The 19747-nt window shown below is 59.6% G+C and carries 20 protein-coding genes and 1 tRNA gene; all 21 read right to left on the bottom strand.

Annotated features, from left to right (window positions below):
* Positions 1 to 10 precede the first annotated feature (10 nt).
* Positions 11 to 208, bottom strand: coding sequence for a type II toxin-antitoxin system HicA family toxin (locus tag C8273_RS02200; protein WP_106626194.1), 198 nt, complete (start codon positions 206 to 208; stop codon positions 11 to 13).
* Positions 209 to 340: 132 nt separating this feature from the next.
* On the bottom strand, positions 341 to 1645 hold the full coding sequence (locus tag C8273_RS02195; protein ID WP_199820983.1) for an S-layer homology domain-containing protein: 1305 nt from the start codon (positions 1643 to 1645) through the stop codon (positions 341 to 343).
* Between the two features lie 259 nt (positions 1646 to 1904).
* Positions 1905 to 2168: a Txe/YoeB family addiction module toxin gene (locus C8273_RS02190; RefSeq protein WP_106626192.1), complete on the bottom strand. Its 264-nt coding sequence runs from the start codon at positions 2166 to 2168 to the stop codon at positions 1905 to 1907.
* Positions 2161 to 2427, bottom strand: coding sequence for a type II toxin-antitoxin system RelB/DinJ family antitoxin (locus C8273_RS02185; protein ID WP_106626191.1), 267 nt, complete (start codon positions 2425 to 2427; stop codon positions 2161 to 2163). Before C8273_RS02185 ends, C8273_RS02190 begins: the two co-directional genes overlap by 8 nt.
* A 71-nt stretch (positions 2428 to 2498) precedes the next feature.
* Positions 2499 to 3290, bottom strand: coding sequence for an ABC transporter ATP-binding protein (locus tag C8273_RS02180; RefSeq protein WP_106626190.1), 792 nt, complete (start codon positions 3288 to 3290; stop codon positions 2499 to 2501).
* Entirely contained in the window at positions 3287 to 4258 is a 972-nt protein-coding gene (locus tag C8273_RS02175; protein WP_106626189.1) for a FecCD family ABC transporter permease, read from the bottom strand. The genes C8273_RS02180 and C8273_RS02175 overlap by 4 nt, the downstream gene beginning before the upstream one ends.
* A complete protein-coding gene (locus C8273_RS02170) occupies positions 4255 to 5184 on the bottom strand; it encodes an ABC transporter substrate-binding protein (protein WP_199820980.1) in 930 nt (309 codons plus the stop codon). The genes C8273_RS02175 and C8273_RS02170 overlap by 4 nt, the downstream gene beginning before the upstream one ends.
* Position 5185: 1 nt before the next feature.
* On the bottom strand, positions 5186 to 5884 hold the full coding sequence (gene cobI, locus C8273_RS02165; RefSeq protein WP_106626188.1) for a precorrin-2 C(20)-methyltransferase: 699 nt from the start codon (positions 5882 to 5884) through the stop codon (positions 5186 to 5188).
* Positions 5885 to 6154: 270 nt separating this feature from the next.
* Complete coding sequence (locus C8273_RS02160) at positions 6155 to 7282, bottom strand: sodium ion-translocating decarboxylase subunit beta (RefSeq protein ID WP_106626187.1); 1128 nt, start codon at positions 7280 to 7282, stop codon at positions 6155 to 6157.
* 17 nt (positions 7283 to 7299) lie between these two features.
* Positions 7300 to 7656 (bottom strand): OadG family protein, encoded by a 357-nt coding sequence (locus C8273_RS02155; protein WP_106626186.1) that lies wholly within the window; start codon positions 7654 to 7656, stop codon positions 7300 to 7302.
* Between the two features lie 186 nt (positions 7657 to 7842).
* A complete protein-coding gene (locus C8273_RS02150; protein WP_106626185.1) occupies positions 7843 to 8124 on the bottom strand; it encodes a glutaredoxin domain-containing protein in 282 nt (93 codons plus the stop codon).
* 214 nt (positions 8125 to 8338) lie between these two features.
* A complete protein-coding gene (gene hemW / locus C8273_RS02145) occupies positions 8339 to 9511 on the bottom strand; it encodes a radical SAM family heme chaperone HemW (RefSeq protein WP_106626184.1) in 1173 nt (390 codons plus the stop codon).
* Positions 9501 to 11300 (bottom strand): translation elongation factor 4, encoded by a 1800-nt coding sequence (gene lepA, locus C8273_RS02140; protein WP_106626183.1) that lies wholly within the window; start codon positions 11298 to 11300, stop codon positions 9501 to 9503. Before lepA ends, hemW begins: the two co-directional genes overlap by 11 nt.
* Before the next feature lie 32 nt (positions 11301 to 11332).
* Positions 11333 to 12142 carry a Nif3-like dinuclear metal center hexameric protein gene (locus C8273_RS02135; protein WP_106626182.1) on the bottom strand — a complete coding sequence of 270 codons (810 nt, stop codon included), beginning with the start codon at positions 12140 to 12142 and terminating at the stop codon, positions 11333 to 11335.
* Positions 12143 to 12238: 96 nt separating this feature from the next.
* Entirely contained in the window at positions 12239 to 12994 is a 756-nt protein-coding gene (locus C8273_RS02130) for a tRNA (adenine(22)-N(1))-methyltransferase (protein WP_106626181.1), read from the bottom strand.
* A gap of 73 nt (positions 12995 to 13067) precedes the next feature.
* A tRNA-Asn gene (locus C8273_RS02125) sits at positions 13068 to 13143 on the bottom strand.
* A gap of 647 nt (positions 13144 to 13790) precedes the next feature.
* On the bottom strand, positions 13791 to 14909 hold the full coding sequence (rpoD, locus tag C8273_RS02120; protein ID WP_106626180.1) for an RNA polymerase sigma factor RpoD: 1119 nt from the start codon (positions 14907 to 14909) through the stop codon (positions 13791 to 13793).
* A gap of 38 nt (positions 14910 to 14947) precedes the next feature.
* Positions 14948 to 16090, bottom strand: coding sequence for an RNA polymerase sigma factor RpoD (rpoD, locus tag C8273_RS02115; RefSeq protein ID WP_106626179.1), 1143 nt, complete (start codon positions 16088 to 16090; stop codon positions 14948 to 14950).
* Between the two features lie 117 nt (positions 16091 to 16207).
* Entirely contained in the window at positions 16208 to 17989 is a 1782-nt protein-coding gene (gene dnaG / locus C8273_RS02110; protein ID WP_106626178.1) for a DNA primase, read from the bottom strand.
* A 12-nt stretch (positions 17990 to 18001) separates the two neighbouring features.
* Positions 18002 to 19009: a deoxyguanosinetriphosphate triphosphohydrolase gene (locus C8273_RS02105; RefSeq protein WP_106626177.1), complete on the bottom strand. Its 1008-nt coding sequence runs from the start codon at positions 19007 to 19009 to the stop codon at positions 18002 to 18004.
* A 37-nt stretch (positions 19010 to 19046) separates the two neighbouring features.
* Positions 19047 to 19427 (bottom strand): universal stress protein, encoded by a 381-nt coding sequence (locus tag C8273_RS02100; RefSeq protein ID WP_106626176.1) that lies wholly within the window; start codon positions 19425 to 19427, stop codon positions 19047 to 19049.
* Positions 19428 to 19747: the final 320 nt, after the last annotated feature.

Raw genomic sequence — 19747 nt, 5'->3', positions numbered from 1 at the left:
AATCAGCCTCCTAGGAAAACACAATGCCGGACTGCTCTGAAATACGTCGCAAGACAAACTGAGTGACATCCTTCACGGGATGCGGTACAGTTACGCGTCCCTTTTTCGTTGGATGCTTGAATTGATGATGATCGCCGACACAATGCACCTCATACCATCCATCAGCCTTGAGCATCTTGATGACTTCTCTTGATGAATAGCTACGCATGGCATCATCTCCTTGCCCTTTATTATAGCACATATTTTTATACGTGCTATATTTTTTACATAAGAAAATCCCCCTCCAACCGGAGGGGGATTTTCCTATGCGGCGAGCGCCGCAGTTTGTAACCTAAGTCGATTAGAACAGGAACTCAACGCGACCGAAGAGCTTCTGAACCTTGTCGTCCGGCTGCTTCTCAAGCGTCTTGCCCTTGAAGTACTTTGCGGAGAGAACGACATTGTTCCAGAGCGTGTAGCTCGTGCCGAGCTCGATGCCCTTCGTTCCAGCCTGCACACCATCCGTTGTCGGCATGAGTGCAGAGTTACCGAGGTGACGATAGGAAACATAAGCGCCCCACGAACCCTTGTCCGCCGCATCTGCGCCCTTGTACTGGAAGGAAACCTGTCCAGACTTCTTGAAGGTCGCGAGATCACTGCTGTCTGCATACGCACCCGTAAGAGCAATGTTCTTATTAAAGCGATATGCGCCATTCAGCCCCCAGATATTGAGCTTCGACTTACCAGCCTTGAGGTTCTCGAGATCATCCGAGCCAAAGCGATAGTAACCTGCGCCCGCCGTCAGGCTGCCCTTCTCATACTGGAGTTCAACACCCTGATAGTTGGCATGATCCTTATCCTCATACTGCATGGGGTAAAGACCAGTGATCGGTTTCCGCCCCAAGTACTCGCGACCAGCCTGCAGCTTTACCTTCAGATCCTTGCCGAAGCTGACCTCTGCACCGGAGAACTCACCGTCGAGTATGAGAGAGCCGGGAGACTGATACTGTCCCTCTGCCGAAACAAGCTCCATCTTACCGAACTTCACCGTGAAATCGTCGTAGTCGCCCTGTGCCCATGCGCGCTTGAGCTTAACGCGAGCGGTATCTTCAGGCTCATTGTAGTCGTTCGTCGTAACACCACTGTCACGGCGCATGTTGGTCTCAGCATCGAGGCGCGCATTGACATGCCAGTGGTTGTTGACCTCTGCACTCGGCTCAAGGCGGAAGAGAAGGTTGTCATCGTTATCGCGGCGCTGATTCTCATAGCGCGTGCTCGTGTAGGTGTACTCGAGCTTGCCGTTCCACTTCACCATGTCAGCATTGCGCTCGAGCTTCGTGACGCGGACGCCGAGGTTGTTCAGCTCATCAGCGAACTCAGCTGCGAGGCGGTCGATGAGAGCCTTGTCCGACACAGGAACGTTGCCGCTCTTTGCCATTGCCTTTGCAACCATCTGCGCCATCTCGTAACGCGTGATGTTGCGGTCGCCGCGGTAGGTGCCGTCGCCATAGCCCTCGACAACGCCGTCAGCAGCGAGCTGGGTTACAGCATCGTATGCCCAGTGATCGCGGGGCACATCGGAGAACGGGTTCGCAGCAGCGAACGTAGTGCTTGCTGCACCGACAACGAGAGCCGTTGCGAGTGCGGATACGAGAGTCTTCTTCATAAGAAACTCCTCCTTCTGTAAAACAGATTGTATCTGATTTCCAAAGGAACGAGACTTCACAAAAGTATCCATGTTTCCTTTTTGTGATTCATTCTCTTCCCTTGGAACGACTTCATCATAGCACATGCAGAATCAGATTGCAAGTCCCAATCGTCAAAAAACTTTATAGCAGGTTATAATTTTTAGTTTATCTTCGCTCATTTGAGCGCAAAAGAAAACGAATGCCCCCATCCGCATCCCTTCAATCGTACGCACCACATTACTTATCCCGGTAATGGGAGCCACACTGGACAATTTGCACCATATCATTCTCGATACGATAGACGAGACGATTTGTGTCGTCTATCCTCCGACTCCAATATCCTGACAGATCTCCTTTGAGCGGTTCGGGCTTCCCCTTTCCCTGATAACCGTTGCGGTCAATATCCCGCAGCAGATCCAATATCTTCTTCAAGGTTTTCCTGTCCTGCCTCGTCCAGTATTCAAAGTCCCCCCATGCGGAGTCTGTCCACGCCTTAACCATTCAAATCAACCTCATGTATTGTGCCGCCTGTCGCCTCCATCTGGGCAATGGACGCCTTTAAACGCGCCATATTCTCAGGGCTGTAGAACGGATCGCTGCGCTCTGCCGAGATCTCGAACGGGATCCGGCGCTCGCGCACCGCCGTCTTTGCAAAGACGCAGAACGCCGTCGTCATCGTCATCCCGATCTCGGAGCAGAACTCGTCAAACTGCCGTTTGAGGTCGGCATCCATACGAATGCTCACACTTGCCTGTGCCATAGTATCACCTCCATTCTTTTCTACACTGTACGAAATTTTTCATGCGTTGTCAATTTATTTTGATGCAAGTGCTATTCTCCTACGAGTGCCACGGGGGATGGAACGCGGATGCCGCGCGAGTTCTCGAAGATCTCGACGCGGACACCAAAGACCTCAGCGATGTGTTCCTCGGTGAGGACGGCGGTCGGTGTTCCCGTTGCTGCGATGCGACCACTCTGCATCAGGACGATCTCATCGGCGTACTGCATGGCGTGCGCCATGTCGTGCAGCACCATCAGGATGGTCATGCCGTGCACGCAGTTGAGCTGCGTGATGATCTCCATGACGCGCAGCTGATGTGCGACATCGAGGTAGGTGGTCGGCTCGTCGAGCAGGAGGAGGCGCGGTCGCTGGCTGAGTGCCATCGCGAGAAAGACACGCTGCCGTTCGCCGCCCGAGAGGGTATGCACCTCACGTTCTGCGAAGGCAGAGACGTGCGCCATCTCCATCGCCCACGCGACCGCCTCTCTGTCCTCTGCATCCGAACGCGTCTGAAAGAGTCCCGCATGGGCAAAGCGCCCATACGTGACGAGCTGGCGTGCGGTGAGTCCCTGCGCCGCCGTGCGTTCCTGCGGCAGGATGGCACGCACGCGGGCGAGTTCCCGTTCCGAATACCCACTGAGCTCGCGCCCGTCCAGTATGACCTCGCCCGTATAGCGGCGGGAGAGACCTGCGAGGACGCGCAGGAGGGTGGTCTTGCCCGCGCCGTTGGGACCCACGATTGCCGTGCGCCGTCCTGCGGTGATTTGGGCGTTCAGCCCGTGCAGGATCTCCCTGCCCGCGATCTTTACGTGCAGATCGCGGGCGATCATTCCGGCACTCATAGCTGCCTCCTGAGAAGATAGAGAAAGAACGGCGCACCGACGACCGCCATGATAATGCCCACAGGAAGTTCCAAGGGGGCGAACATCAGCCGCGCCGCCGTATCGCTGAGGGTGACGACGGCAATGCCGAGGAGCGCCGCCGCAGGAAGTAGAAAGCGGTAGTCCGCCCCGATCATGAGCCGTGCGGCGTGCGGCACGATCAGTCCGACAAAGCCCAAAAGCCCCACGACGGATACGGCGCTCGCAGCGAGGAGCGCGGCGACCGCCGTGAGGAGGATGCGTGTGCGCTCAACGGCAAGCCCGATGCCGCGCGCCATGTCGTCGCCGAGCTGCAGGATGTTGAGTCGCTGCGCCGCAAGGAGCGCGAGGAGTCCTGCGACGCAGGTATACGGCAGGAGGAGTTCCACGTGCGGCCAGCTGCGCGCCGACAGGCCGCCGACCATCCACATCAGCGCACTGTGCACACGGTCGCTGTAGAGGATCATCATCGCGGAGATGCCCGCGCCGAGGAATGCGGACACCGCGACCCCCGCGAGGATGATGCGCGTCGGACGGATGCCGTCGCGCCACGCGAGGATGTAGATGAGGAGCGCGGCGACCATCGCACCGCCGAATGCGGCGGGGGTGATGAGCCACGCTGCTCCCGGCAGGAGGAGCATGATGAAGATGCCCGCAAGCCCCGCGCCCGAGGAGATGCCGATGATGTGCGGGTCGGCGAGCGGGTTTCTGAGGATCGCCTGCAGGATCGCGCCCGCGAGCGCGAGATTGATGCCGACGAGTGCCGCTACAATCGTGCGCGGCAGGCGGATGTTCCAGAGGATCTGCGCGTTTGCCGTGTCACGCACGCCGCCCAGAATCCCAAGAATTTCTCCGAGGGGGATATCCACCGAGCCTTTTGCCGCCGACAGGAGCATGGAGCACACTGCAAGGACGGCAAAGAAGCCGAGGAGCAGGATACGCCTTTTCATGGATAGACGAGCCTCGCCATATACTTGACGGCGGCAGGATACTCGATGCCGGGACTGAAGAGGAACATCTCCTGCGGCAGGTAGTAGACGCGTCCGTCACGAATGGCGTTGACGCTCTGCCATGCGGGGCTCTCGGCGAACATTGCCTCCATCGAGGCGCGAATCTCCGCCTCCTCGCCCATGCTTGTGACGAAGATGATGTCGGGATTCTGCGCGACGAGCGTCTCCATGCTGTAGGGCGCGGCGTCGGGGTTCTTGTCGAGCGCGGGCATGCCCGCCGCCGTGTTCTCCCAGCCGAGCATATTCGCAATGCTGCCCGCAATGCTGCCGTCCAGCTGGACAGAGAGTCCCTGCCCCGTGCTGTGGATGATGGCTACGCGCTTTTTCTCCTGCGGGATGGAGGCACGCACTGCCGCGATATCCGCGTCCATCTTTTGGATCAGCTCATCGCCCTTTGCCTTTTCGCCGGTAAGCGTGGCAAAGATGCCGATCTCGCGCTTTACGTCGGCGTAGCTCTTCATATCGAGAACGAGTGTTCTGACGTTGTTCGCCGCAAGTGTCTCGACGAGCTTTTCGTTCATGCCCCTGTTGAGGATGACGAGGTCGGGCGTAAGCGCGAGAACTTTTTCTGCATCGATCTGGTAGACTCTGCCGATGTTCGTGGCACTTTTTGCCGCCTCCGGGATCTTGGACTTTGAGTCCGGCCGCCCGACGACGGTGCCGCCGACGGCGTAGAGGGGTTCGAGGAAGGAGGCGGAGGTGACGACGATGCGTTCCGGCTTTTTGTCAAAGCTGACGGTGCGCCCGTTGTCGTCGGTGATCGTTGCATAGCTGCCCTGTGTTGCCTGCTGTGTCGCAGGAGCACCGCATGCAGTGAGAACGAGGGTGCATGCGGCGAGGAGTGCAAATGCCATATATTTCATCATGTCAGTTCCTCCGCGCGAGGATGGTGGAGAGATAGTTCAGCTTCTCGTCCGCATGCTCCTCAAGGTCATGAATAATTCTCTCGCCATCAAGCCCGACGCGGCTGACAAGGACGGCGTCTTCCGTCATATTGTTGCGTTTCAGCAGGTCGATGATCTCGGCGGAGTTGTGGTAGACCTTCATGATGACGGCACTGCCCGCGACTGCCATGACTTTCTCAAGGTGCTCCTTGTCCGCTGTCCCCGGGATGATGGCGAGCACGTCGTTGCCAAGGGCGATGGGGCGGCCAATCTTGCTGCCAATCGCGGCAAATGCGGGCACGCCGGGAATCGTCACGATCTCCACGTCCTCATGCTCCAGAAGGCGGAAGACGTAGATGTAGGTGCTGTAAAACATGGGGTCGCCAAGGGTCAGGAAGGCGACATTTTTGCCCGCTTCGAGCAGCGCAAGAATCTCCTCCTTGTTCCGCTCCCATGCGCCTGTGTCCTCCGCAAAGTCCTTGACCATGGGAAATACTTGGTAGACAATTTCGATCTCTTTTTTCAGATACGGACGTGCGATCTGGAGGGCGACGCTGCCCTCTTTCTTCTCGGTCTTCGGGGCGATGAGCACGTCCGCCGCCTCGATTGCCTTGATCGCCTTGACGGTGAGCAGCTCGGGGTCGCCGGGGCCGACGCCGATGCCATAGAATGTTCCGCGCATAAAATCTTCCTTCCATATCAAACACGGTTTCTCGCACCGGTGGAAGAACAGTGCAAGCAATTAAAAATCCTTCCCCCATAGTACATAGGAGGAAGGATTTTGTCAAATCGTAAGGTCTATGCCATGCACGTCAGGTCTCCTATCCCCCTTCCACCGCTCACGCGGTCCCCCTCCCCCGTAAACGGGGGAGGCTTAAAGGGAACGGAATATTAGCTTCCCCCGTCGAAACGGGGGAAGTGGCGAGCATAGCGAGCCGATAGGAGCGCTCGTTTACATCAGCATCGCGAGCATTGTACCTGCAGCGACCGCCGTGCCGATGACACCGGCGACGTTCGGCCCCATGGCGTGCATGAGGAGGTAGTTGCCCGGCTTTGCCTTGATGCCGACGATCTGGCTGACGCGTGCCGCCATCGGAACGGCGGAAACGCCCGCAGAGCCGATGAGTGGATTGACCTTCCAGCCCGTCGCGCGGCACATGATCTTGCCGAGGACGACGCCTGCCGCCGTACCGAAGATGAAGGCGACGAGACCGAGGCATATTATGAGGAGGGTTTCCTTGACAAGGAAGCTCTCCGCGCTCATCGTGAGCCCCGTGCCGAGTGCGAGGAAGATCGTGACCGTGTTGATGAGCGCGTTCTGTGCCGTATCCGAGAGACGATCCGTCACACCGCTCTCACGGAAGAGGTTGCCGAGCATCAGCATGCCGAGCAGCGCCGTGATGGACGGCAGCAGCAGACTGATGAAGATGGTCGAGACAATCGGGAACGCGATGCGCTCAAACTTCGTGACCTCGCGCGCCTGCTCCATGACGACCTCGCGCTCCTTCTTCGATGTGAGGAGCTGCATGACGGGCGGCTGAATCAGCGGAACGAGTGCCATGTATGTATATGCCGCGACGGCAATCGCGCCGAGGAGGTGCGGGGCCATCTTCGTGGCGAGATAGATCGAGGTCGGGCCGTCCGCACCGCCAATGATGCCGATGGAGCCTGCCTCCTGTGCCGTAAAGCCGAGCATCATTGCACCGAGGAGGGCAACGAACACGCCGAACTGTGCCGCCGCGCCCATGAGGAGGCTCGACGGACGTGCAATCAGAGGGCCGAAGTCCGTCATCGCACCGACGCCGAGGAAGATGAGCGGCGGGAAGATCTCGTATTTGATACCCATGCCAATCGCGGACATGACACCCGGCTCCTCAAAGCCGTTGAACGGGATGTTCGCGAGGATGCAGCCGAATGCAATCGGACTGAGGAGCAGCGGCTCGAAGTCGCGTGCAAACGCAAGGTAGAGCAGAACGAGTCCGACAACGATCATGATGACATTGCCGGAGGACATCCCGATAAATCCGCTGCCCTCGACGACGGCCTGCAGGGAGACGGTAAATGCGTTGATAAAATCCATAATCTCTCACTCCCTCCTCAGCGCGCGATGCGCATGCCCTTTGCACGGCCGAAATCGCGCCACGCGGGCTGCTCCGCCGGACGAATGGCGTGGATCTGTTCTGCACTGTAGCCGCAGGCGGTAACGGCAGCCGCAATGACGGCAACAACCTCCGCAGAAAGCCCTGCCGGAACGGTGGGTGCGGCCGGTGCCGCAGGTGCGGGTGCCGGAGCCGGTGCTGCAGGTGCCGCTGCGGGCGACTCCGCCTTCTTCTTCGTCGGGTCGAGCATGTGGGTCAGCTCGATGAGCCCCCAGATTGCCGTCAGAACGGCGAAAACAATGACCATGTTGATGAACATGATGACAAACGGGTTGTCGGTTACGGGTTGATGCATAAACTCACCTCATCTTGTTTTTGCCCTCATGAATGCCGTGCGGTACCCGTTTCCGTTGCCATTCATAAGGTTTATGTATATTGTGAAAATAGCACTTTCTTTATTATGCTTGATTTCAAATGATTTTACAAGGTTTATTTTTAATTTTCCTATGCAACCTGTGCATAGTTTCCATGCACAGAAAGACTACTCCGCACGCACCGCATCAAAGGCGCGCTTCACCTCGACAAAGATCTTGTCGTAGCTCTGTCCCGGCTGCGCCTCGTAGAGTTTTTTTCCGTCCAAAAAGATGCTCGGCACGTAGTAGTACTGCCCCGCAAACGGCTGCGTCTTCTCGGGCATGCGGTTCTCGTCGATGAACTCGACCTGCACGTCCTCATAGCCCTCGGCGCGCAGCGCCTCCATCGCACGGTGCGCATTCGCGCAGTAGGGGCAGCCCTCCATCTCGATCATGGTCAGTGTTTTCATAGAAAGGTCTCCTTTCGGAAGATAACAACGAATCGTTCAAAGCGCCCCCACCGTCACGCTAACGCGTGACACCTCCCCCGCTGTGGCAGGGGAGGCTTTTAGGATACGGCATATTAGCTTCCCCCGTCGAAACGGGGGAAGTGGCGAGCATCGCGAGCCGATAGGGGCACCCACAAGCGATTTCTATCATAGCACAAATTTATCGTAAATGGAATTATGCGTCCAATAAAAATGCCGCAAAGACCTCATTGCCCAGCTTCATCCCCGCCTCCGTCAGCGCGACGAAGCCGTCTGCGCGGCGCAGAAACCCCTGCATGCTATATTTCTCAATCACCGCGCCATAAACCTCATCAATCCCAACGCCGAAGGTGCATAAAAAATCCGCCTCGTCCATCCCCCGTGCCGTGCGCAGGGCAAGAAAGGCGTACTCCTCCATCGCGTTCTCCTGCGTGCGCTCTGTATCCTCGGGCGTGCGGACGCTCCTGCCCGCGCGAATGGCACGTATATAGGCGGCACTGTCGCACTCGTTTCCCCAGCGCGCCCCGTCCACATAGCCGTGCGCCGCCGCACCGACGCCGAGGTACGGGACGTTTCGCCAATAGCCGAGGTTGTGGCGGCTCTCGAAGCCCTGCCGCGCGAAGTTTGAGATCTCGTAGCGTGCGTAGCCGCGTGCGGGCAGCTCTGCCATGAGGTAGTCGTACATCTCCTCCGCCGCGTCCTCGCTCGGCAGCACAAGCCGTCCCGCCGCCTCTGCCGTCGCCAGCGGCGTCCCCTCCTCGACGATCAGCCCATAGACGGAGATGTGCTCGGGACGGAGCGCAAGTGCCTCCGCGACACTCGCCTTCAGATCATCGAGCGTCTGTGTGGGCAGCCCGTACATCAGATCAAGGCTGATGTTCCGGAATCCCGCCGCACGCGCTGCGCCAAACGCCGCGCGTGCCTCCGCTGCCGTGTGGATGCGCCCGATGATGTGGAGCAGCCTGTCGTCAAAGCTCTGCACGCCGAGGCTGAGGCGGTTCGCACCCGCCGCCCTGATGCGTGCGAGGTACGGCTCGTCTACCGTACCGGGATTCGCCTCGACGGTACATTCAACGGGGACGCCTGCCGCCGCGATGAGCGCCCCGAGAATCCCCGTGAGGAGTGCGACGGGCAGCACGGTCGGCGTACCGCCGCCGAGGTAGACGGTCGCTGCATCGCCCCACCGTGCGCGAAGCGGCGGCACCTCGCGCAGAATCTCTGCCCGAAGCGCCGCCGCATAGTTCTCCATCTCCACCCGCGCGTTTTTGCCTGCGGCGGAGGAAACGAAGTCGCAGTATGAACATTTTTTCACGCAATAGGGGATGTGGGCATAGATGCCCCACGGTCTGATCGGTGCGTTACTCGTCAATTTTCAGCACCGCCATAAACGCCTCCTGCGGGAGCTCCACGCTGCCGACCGCCTTCATGCGCTTCTTGCCCTCCTTCTGCTTTTCGAGAAGCTTGCGCTTGCGCGTGATGTCGCCGCCGTAGCATTTCGCGAGCACGTCCTTGCGGCGTGCGCGTACGTTCTCGCGTGCGATGATCTTGCTGCCGATTGCCGCCTGAATCGGGATCTCAAACATCTGCTGCGGGATGATCTCCTTCAGTTTGGTCGCGAGCTGTCGGCCGCGCTGGGTGGCGCGGTCGCGGTGGACAATGGTCGAGAGGGCATCCACGGCATCGCCGTTGAGGAGGATGTCGAGCTTCACGAGGTTCGAGGTCTGATAGTCGATGAGTTCGTAGTCGAGCGACGCATAGCCGCGCGTGGCGGATTTCAGCCGGTCGAAGTAGTCGTAGAGGATCTCGTTCAGCGGGATGTGGTAGATGACGGTGACGCGCGTCGCATCGAGGTAGTCCATGGTCTGAAACACGCCGCGCTTTTCCTGCGAGATCTCCATGACCGCACCGACGTAGTCCTTCGGCACGATGACGGTCGCCTTGACGCACGGCTCTTCGATGTGGTCGATCTCGGTCGTCGGCGGCAGATCGGCGGGATTGCTGACCTCCACCATCGTCCCGTCGGTGCGGTAGACGTGGTAGACGACGGACGGCGCGGTCATGATGAGCCCGAGGTTGTACTCGCGCTCGAGCCGTTCCTGGATCACGTCCATGTGGAGGAGCCCGAGAAAGCCGCAGCGGAAGCCAAAGCCGAGCGCGATGGAGGTCTCCGGCTCAAAGACGAGCGCGGCATCGTTGAGCTGCAGCTTCTCCAGTGCCTCGCGGAGGTTGTCGTAGTCCTTGCTGTCCTCGGGGTAGAGGCCGCAGAACACCATCGGTGTCACGCCGCGATAGCCGGGCAGCGCCTCCTGCGCGGCGTTCTCTGCCGTCGTTACGGTATCGCCGACACGCACATCTCGAACATCTTTCAAGGCGCCCGCGATAAAGCCGACCTCACCCGTCCCGAGTACGCCCGTATCGACGGGCTGCGGACGGAAGCAGCCGACATCGGTCACGTCGAAGGTCTTGCCCGTCGCCATGAGCTTCAGCTTCATGCCCTTCTTGATGGTGCCCTCCTTGACGCGCACGTTCGCGATGACCCCCTTGTACGGGTCGAAGTACGAGTCGAAGATGAGCGCTCTGAGCGGTGCCTCGGGATCGCCCTCCGGCGGCGGGATGTAGGCGACGACGGCATCGAGGATCTCCTTGATGCCAAGCCCGGTCTTTGCCGAGGCGAGAACGGCGGCACTCGTGTCGAGGCCGATGGTATCCTCGATCTCCGTCTTTACACGATCCGGCTCTGCGCTCGGCAGGTCGATCTTGTTGATGACGGGCACGATCTCAAGGTCGTGCTCCAGCGCGAGGTAGACGTTCGCAAGCGTCTGCGCCTCCACGCCCTGCGCCGCATCCACGACGAGGAGTGCGCCCTCGCATGCGGCAAGGCTGCGCGAGACCTCGTAGTTGAAGTCGACGTGCCCCGGTGTATCGATGAGATTCAGCTCATACATCTCTCCGTCCTCGCCGCGGTAATCGAGACGGACGGTCTGCGCCTTGATCGTGATGCCGCGCTCGCGCTCAAGATCCATGCTGTCGAGCACCTGTGCCTCCATCTCGCGCTCAGAGAGCGTGCCCGTGTACTCGATGAGGCGGTCGGCAATGGTGGATTTGCCGTGGTCGATGTGGGCGATGATGGAAAAATTGCGTATACGCTTCTGCTCCATAGGTTTCGTTTCTCCTTCGCTTCCTTGCTTGCTTATACAATCACATCGAACACGTCGCGCTGTGTGTTTGTGACAAAAATCTCAATCTCTCCGCGCTCGGATGCAAGCTCCGCACGTAGATGTTCGGCGAGCGTGGGGAGAACGGGGCTCTCCGTGCCGAAATGCCCCGCGTCGATGATGTGCATGCCCTGCTCAACGGCACGCTGTGCATCGTGGTACTTTACATCCCCCGTGACGTAGGCATCCGCACCGAGGCGGACGGCATTGTCGATAAAGTCGGCGCCCGCTCCACCGCAGACGGCGACGCGGCGCACGGGGCGCGGCGCGGCAGCGGCGAGGCGAACGTGCGAGACGTGGAGGCGTTCTTTGACCGCACGGGCGAAGTCCTCGATGGAGGTAGGCATGGGGAGTGTCCCAACGCGTCCGATGCTCTCGGTCACGCCATCCTCCTGTGCAGTGATGACGAAGGAGGAGAGTTTCTCAAGCCCGAGCTGCGCGGCAAGCACATCGTTCACGCCGCCGCGTGCCACATCGAGGTTCGTATGCGCCGCCGCGACGGCGATGTTGTGCGTGAGGAGAGCGGCGAGCCGCCTGCCCAGCGGCAGATCGGTGCGCAGCTGCTTCATGCCGCGAAAGATCGCGGGGTGGTGTGCAACGATCATATCTGCCTTGCGCGCGATGGCTTCCTCTGTTACCGCATCGTCCACATCGAGTGCGATGAGCACGCGCTCCACGCGCTGCGCATAGCTCCCGACGAGCAGCCCCGGGTTGTCCCAGTCCTCGGCGAGACGGCGCGGTGCAATGCGCTCCAGTGCATTCATTATCGTTTGGCAGCTAAGCATGGGCGTCCTCCTTCTGTATATTGGCTTCCTCGTTCAAAGCGCCCCCACCACCGCTTCGCGGTCCCCCTCCCCCGTTGCGAACGGGGGAGGCTGGGGTTACGGCAATTTAGCTTCCCCCGCCAGAGCGGGGGAAGTGGCGAGCGAACGCGAGCCGATAGGGGCGCTCCACAACGCCAACATTGTCCGCAGTGCCGCGAGACGCGACACCGTTTCATGATACGCGGTGCTCTGTCGTGCCGTCGCACTTGCATTCATTCCGTCTGCCGCACGCATGAGCTTTGCGATCTTCGCCGCAATATGCTCCCGCAGGAGCGGGTCGCGCTTTGCAAAGAGCTGCGCTCCGATGTGGAGGAGCACGTCGTCAGGCAGCTCCGCCGTACCGTGCGCGGCGCGGATGATCTCGTAGAGGCGTCCGCCCGCACGCGCAAGTGTCTCGTCAACGATGTCCCAACCGTTTGTATAGAGCCAGCGGCGCAGCTTTGCCGCGCCGTTCATCGGCTGCAGGACAAGCGTCTGCACGTCCGCGAGAACAGCGGGCGCACCCGCAAGGATCTCCACGATCAGTGCGCCGCCCATGCCCGCGATGACGATGGACTCCGCCTCGCCCGGCAGGAGGACGGAGAGACCGTCGCCCTGCCGCACGTCAATCTCGCGCGTGAGACGCTGCAAGCCCACCGTACGCCGCGCTGCCGCACAGGCACCTGCGCTGAGGTCACCGACCACGGCGCGGCGTGCCGTGCCCTCCATGACGAGGGTTGCCGCAAGATACGCGTGGTCGCCGCCGATATCGGCGAGCGTCGTGCCGTGCGGAACAAATGCGGCAATCGCCGCAAGCCGCGCGTCAAGCTGCATACGTCCCCTTCCTTCCATTTCCCGAACATAAGAAAGGAGTGTAACTGCTGCGTTACACTCCTGTTTTTACAAATGGCTCCTCGAACTGGACTCGAACCAGTGACATTCTGATTAACAGTCAGACGCTCTACCGACTGAGCTATCGAGGAATGTGTCAGACAAGCGTATTATAAGGGGAATACGCCCGTGTGTCAAGTAAAATGTTGCTTGTGCAGGACAAACATGCGTGTTATAATCAAAACAAGCACTGCCATGCGGTAGGCGGTCGATTCTTAGCCCCTGAAAGGGGGCACGCTTATGGGACCATACGAATTTCTTTCACTGGTGTTCCTCGTTACGATCTGTATCGTGATGTCAAAAGCATAAGAAAACCCGCCTGTAGCCACCAACTCTAGCGGGTAATCTTATCCAATGTAGATTTCGGGGCTGACCGTTTTACCGGCAGTGCCCTTTTTGTATGCTTATTATACGATATTCTGCACTACTCGTCAACGCCCTATCACAAGAGAAATATTGCTTGTCGATGGGAAACATGCGTGTTATAATGCACATAGGCACTGTCAACGGTAGGCGGTCGATTCTTAGCCCCTGAGAGGGGGCGATCCTATGACATTTTATGATTTGCTTGCGTTACTTCTCGTAACCCTGTTGATCCTCGTCACAATTAAGGAATAAGAAGCCCCGCCGCACAGTCCCCAAACTTTCGGCGGGGTTCTTCGTCAAGTAGGGGCTGACCGTTTTACCGGCAGTGCCCTTTTTGTATGCTTATTATACGACATTTCTTCGCACGCGTCAACTACTCCAAGAAGTCCCGCAGCACCTTGCTGCGGCTCGGATGTCTGAGCTTTCGGAGTGCCTTTGCCTCGATCTGGCGGATGCGCTCACGCGTGACGCCAAAACTCTGCCCGACCTCCTCCAGTGTGCGCGACCGCCCGTCCTCAAGTCCGAACCGCAGCCGCAGGACATTCTTCTCGCGGTCAGTCAGCGTCTCCAACACTTCCTCAAGCTGCTCACGCAGGAGCATGAACGATGCCGCCTCGGCGGGCGCGGGCGCCGCCTCGTCCTCGATGAAGTCGCCGAGGTGGGAGTCCTCCTCTTCGCCGATTGGCGTCTCAAGCGAGACGGGTTCCTGCGCGATCTTCATGATCTCGTGCACGCGTGAGACACTGATGCCCATTTCCTTTGCGATCTCCTCGGGGCGCGGGTCGCGTCCGAGCTCCTGCAGAAGCTGCCGCGAGATGCGCACAAGCTTGTTGATCGTCTCAACCATGTGCACGGGAATGCGAATCGTACGCGCCTGATCGGCAATCGCGCGCGTGATCGCCTGACGGATCCACCACGTCGCATACGTGCTGAACTTGTAGCCCTTGCTGTAGTCAAACTTCTCGACTGCCTTGAGGAGCCCCAGATTGCCCTCCTGTATGAGATCGAGAAAGAGCATACCGCGCCCGACGTAGCGTTTGGCAATGCTCACGACAAGGCGCAGGTTCGCCTCCTCCAGGCGATGCCGCGCCTCCTCGTCGCCCGCCTCCATGCGCTGCGCGAGATCGACTTCCTCCTCCGCCGTGAGGAGCGGTACGTGACCGATCTCCTTCAAATACATGCGGACGGGGTCATCCAGAGAGATCCCCTCCGGGATGGTCAGGTCGATCTCGACCTCCTCCTCCTTTTCGGGCGGATCATCGTCCACGGGTTCTTCTTCTACGACCGCCGGTACATCATCGACGATCTCAACCCCCTCATCGCTGAAACGCTGGTACATATCGTCCATTTCATCGGGGGACATATCCTGTTTTTGCAGTGCATCAATCAGCTCGCCGTACGTCAGCGTTCCGCCATTCTTCTTGCCCTTGGCAAGCAGGCGTTCAATGATCTCGGCGCCCGGTGCTTTTTTCTGCTCCGTCCCCTCAGTCATAGCACGATCCTCCTGTCGTATTCCCTGAGACCCCTGTCTCAAAGGTCAAAATTCCCCTGTAGTTTGCGCAAGCGCACAGGATGCCTGAGCTTTCGGAGTGCCTTTGCCTCAATCTGACGAATGCGCTCACGCGTCACGCCAAAGCTCTGCCCGACTTCCTCCAGTGTGCGCGAGCGACCGTCCTCAAGTCCGAACCGCAGCCGCAGCACCTCCGCCTCACGCGGGGCGAGCGTCCCGAGAACATCCGCAATCTGCTCCTTGAGCAGCATCATCGACGCTGCATCCGCAGGATCCGGTGCCGCCTCGTCCTCGATGAAGTCGCCGAGGTGGGAGTCCTCCTCCTCGCCGACCGGTGTCTCAAGCGAAACGGGTTCCTGCGCGATCTTCATGATCTCGCGTACACGCGCGGCACTGAGACCCATGTGCTTTGCCACCTCGTCCGGCGTCGGGTCGCGCCCGAGCTCCTGCAGGAGCTGCCGCGAGATGCGGATGTACTTGTTGATCGTCTCAACCATGTGCACGGGGATGCGGATCGTGCGCGCCTGATCGGCAATCGCGCGCGTGATCGCCTGACGGATCCACCACGTCGCATACGTGCTGAACTTGTAGCCCTTGCTGTAGTCAAACTTCTCGACCGCCTTGAGGAGACCCAGATTGCCCTCCTGTATGAGATCGAGAAAGAGCATGCCGCGCCCGACGTAGCGTTTGGCAATGCTCACGACAAGGCGCAGGTTCGCCTCCTCAAGCCGATGCCGCGCCTTCTCGTCGCCCGCCTCCATACGCCGTGCGAGCTCGACCTCCTCCTCCGCCGTCAGAAGCGGCACGCGGCCGATCTCCTTCAGATACATACGGACGGGATCGTCGAGGGCAACGCCCTCGGGGATGGAGAGATCCAGCTCGACAACTGCCTCGTCCTTGTCCAGATCGTCAACCGGCTCCAACACAACCTCATCGAGTCCCGCTGCGACAACGGTGTCATCCACAACCTCGATATTCTCGTCACTGAGCCGCCCATACAGCCCATCCATCTCGTCGGGGGTCGCATGCCATGTATCAATCGCCTCTATGATTTCTCCGCAGGTCAGTGTTCCTCCGTTCGCCTTTCCCTTTGCCACAAGCTTTCCCAATGTTCCCGTTTCGTTCATCTCGTCCCGCTGCATGCGCACCGCTGCTGTTGCCATCGTGCCCCCTCCTTTCAGTTCAAAGTATTATTTAATAAGTTTTATTATTTAATATATCGTTGTAAATTCACGGGGGCTAAAGGTATCACGGATAAAACAAGCCAATTTTTGCCCGCGTCATTCATTGGAATCCCCACGGGCGATCTCGTCCTGTATACGCTTTACTTCGTTTAATTCGTCAATGTATGCCGCTTTTCCTTCTTGCATCATCTCCTCGGCGCGGCGTGTATGCCGTGCAAGTTCTGCGGTCAGATAGGCACGTCGAAGCACCCCCAGAGACTCCCGAAAGGACGCCGCCATATCCCCCTCCTCGGCGAGTGCACGAGTAAGCTCCGCCCCCGCCGCCGTAGGCTGCGCGGCAATAAAGCCCACGTCAAATGCACCGCCCGCAGCGCGATGCGCCTCCATCGCACGGAGCAGTTCCCCAATGCCCGCATCGGGAAATTTCTCCAGTGGAATGGAAGATAAAATTTCAGTGAGAAGCGCGGAATCACGCCAGACTGCCGCGACGAGACCGCGTCCGGCACGTCGCAGGGCATCATCTGCCTGCCGCACAGGTGCGTGCTGGACGGGGGCAGTCTTCTCCGCCACGCCGCCGCCCTGCCGCAGGAAGCGCCGCAGGGCATCCGTCACGACGCCCTCATCCAGAAACAGCTCCGCCGCCGTCTGCCGTATGTAGGCAGCCCGCGCAACGGGGTCGAGTTCGGCAAGGACGGGCAGCATCTCCGTGAGTGCCGCGCGCCGCCCATCCACACTCTCCGCCATGTGGGCACGCACATGGCGCAGACGGAAGACTGGAACAGGAACTGCGGTCTCCACAAGCGCACGAAACGCCTCCGCACCATGCGTGCGGACGTATTCGTCGGGATCCTTTCCGTCCGGCAGAAGCAGCACACGCACTTCCGCCGCACGCCCACGCACCGCAGCGAGGGCGCGGAGCGTCGCCTCCTGTCCCGCCGTATCGCTGTCGTAGCAAAAGACGATGCGCGGCGCACGGCGCAGGAGCATTGCGGCGTGGTCGCTTGTGAACGACGTGCCCAGCGTCGCAACGACATTCGTCACGCCCGCCTCCCATGCGGCAATGGCATCCATATAGCCCTCGACCACAATCGCCGTCCCCTCGCTCGCGATTGTACGGTATGCTCGGTCGAGCCCAAAGAGGAGCCTGCGCTTGTTAAAGACGGGCGTCTCCGCCGTATTGAGGTACTTCGGCTGCACGTCGCCGAGCGCGCGCCCGCCGAACCCGACGACGCGTCCGCGCTCGTCCGCGATGGGGATGATGACACGACCCCGGAAGCGGTCATAGACGCCCTCGCCGCGTTCGCGTTTGACGGCGAGTCCCGCCGTCACGAGGAGGTGTGCGGCGATTCCGCGCTTTTGGAACGCATCGGAGAGCTTCGACCATGCGTCGGGCGCAAAGCCGATCCCATAGCGCACAATCGCCTCCTCCGTGATGCCGCGCCCCGCGAGATAGGCTTTTCCCGCCGCCCCGTAGCGCGTCATCGTGAGGCAGTTGTGGAAGAAATCACGCGCGAGGGCATTGACCTTTCTGAGATCGTCCAGCTCCCTGAGACGCGCCTCCGCATGGGGATCGCGCTTTTCTGCGGGCAGCGGAATACCGAGCTGCTCCGCCTGTCGTTTGACCGCCTCGAACCATGTGATCTGCTCGATCAGCGAGATGAATTTGAAGGCGTCGCCGCCCGCATGGCAGCCAAAGCAGTAAAAGAAACCGTCGTCCGGTACGACGGAGAACGATGCCGTTTTCTCGCTGTGAAAAGGGCAGCAGCCCCAGTAGCGGCCGCCCCTGCGCTTCAGAGGAACATAGCCCTGCACGACGGCAAGGATGTCGGTCTGCGCGCGCACCTGCTGCACAAAGGCCTCCATACTCGGGTCACGCATTGTTATCTCCTTTTATATTGGCTTGATCGTCATCTGATCGACGGGCGGGATGTAGATCTCGCGGAAGAGTGCGACGGCGTAGCTGTCCGTCAGGCCCGCCACATAGTCCACCACGCACTGCTCGCGCCCCCACTTTTCCGCACGCTCGATAAACTCGCGCGGGAGGGTGTCGAAATAGACGGTGAAGTGATCCATCAGCGCACGCAGGACAAACCCCGCCTGTGCACGCTCATGGGCGAGCGTCTTGGAGTGGTAGATGCGCTCGAACATAAAGGCACGGAACGCATCCATCACGCGCTGCACCGCTGGCGAGAGTACCGCATCGCCGCGCGCTTCCGAGGTGACGATCATATCCGACACCATGCTTGTAATCATCGCCGAGGTATCCGTACCAAAGGACTCCCGCACCTCGGCGGGCAGTTCCTCCGGCGAGAGAAGCCCCGCACGGATGCTGTCATCGTAGTCGTGGCAGAGATAGGCGATGCGGTCGGCGATGCGCACAATCCGCCCTTCAAACGTCGTCGGCACGCCCTTACCCGTGTGGTTGAGGATGCCGTCGCGCACCTCGTTCGTGAGGTTCAGCCCACGTCCGCCGCGCTCGAGGATCTCGACCATGCGCAGGCTCTGCTCGTTGTGGGCGAAATGCCCCGTGATCTCCTCCATGACCGCCTCGCCCGCATGACCGAACGGCGTATGGCCGACATCGTGCCCGAGTGCGATTGCCTCCGTCAGATCCTCGTTGAGGCGGAGCCCCCGCGCAATCGTGCGCGAGATCTGCGCCACCTCAAGACTGTGCGTCATGCGCGTGCGATAGTGATCCCCCGCCACGATGTAGACCTGTGTCTTGTGCTTGAGCCGCCGGAACGACTTGGAGTGGAGAATGCGGTCGCGGTCACGCTGAAACTTCGTGCGGAAGGGGCACTCCTCCATCGGATGACTGCGCCCGGCATCTTTGCTGCGCGCCGCCAAGGGAGAGAGGAGTGCGTCCTCCTGCTCCTCAAGACCCTGTCGAACGGTCAAGGCTGCCACCTCCCGCCTACGCATAGGATATACGAACCTACTTAATCACCATAACGGGGATCTTCGACTCCTCGATCACCTTCTGACTGACACTGCCGATGAGCACGCCCTTGAGAAGACCAAGCCCACGGCTGCCCATGACGATCAGGTCGCTCTGCTCCTCCTCCGCCACTTCGAGGATACTCTTGGGGACGTTGCCGCTCTTGACGTGCTTGCGCGCCTTGCGATTCCCCGACAGCTTTTCCCATATACGATCAAAGACGATGTGGCTCGGGATGTCCTTATTGATATTGCTCGCGACGTACACGAAGTCGAGCTCCGCGTCGCATTTCTCCGCGATAAACAATGCCTCATCAACAGCCTTGCAGCCACTCACCGATCCATCGACCGGAACAAGAATTTTTTTGATCTTGCTCATCTCAATCCCTCCTAATCACGTTTTAACAAGAATCATTTCCTAAGGTATCAGTATATTTCGATGATTGAGGGGGGAAATCCTCTCTCTGCGAAAAAAAATAACGCAGTAGATTAGCTTCCCCCGTCCGAGGCGGGGGAAGTGGCACGCCGTAGGCGTGACGATAGGGGCGCCACTGCCTATTGCGACTCTCTCACGATAGAAATCAAACATCGCCCAAGGCGCCCCTTCCGTCACGCTGTTGCGTTCCACCTCCCTCGTATCGACGGAGGGGAGGCTTGTGGGTACGGCATACACGCTTTTCCTCCACCAGAGCAGGGGCT

Source organism: Candidatus Centipeda massiliensis (genome assembly GCF_900290285.1).
Taxonomy (GTDB): domain Bacteria; phylum Bacillota; class Negativicutes; order Selenomonadales; family Selenomonadaceae; genus Centipeda; species Centipeda massiliensis.
Note: the sequence above shows the minus strand (reverse complement) of the source record. Positions and strands in the feature narration are given on the sequence as shown.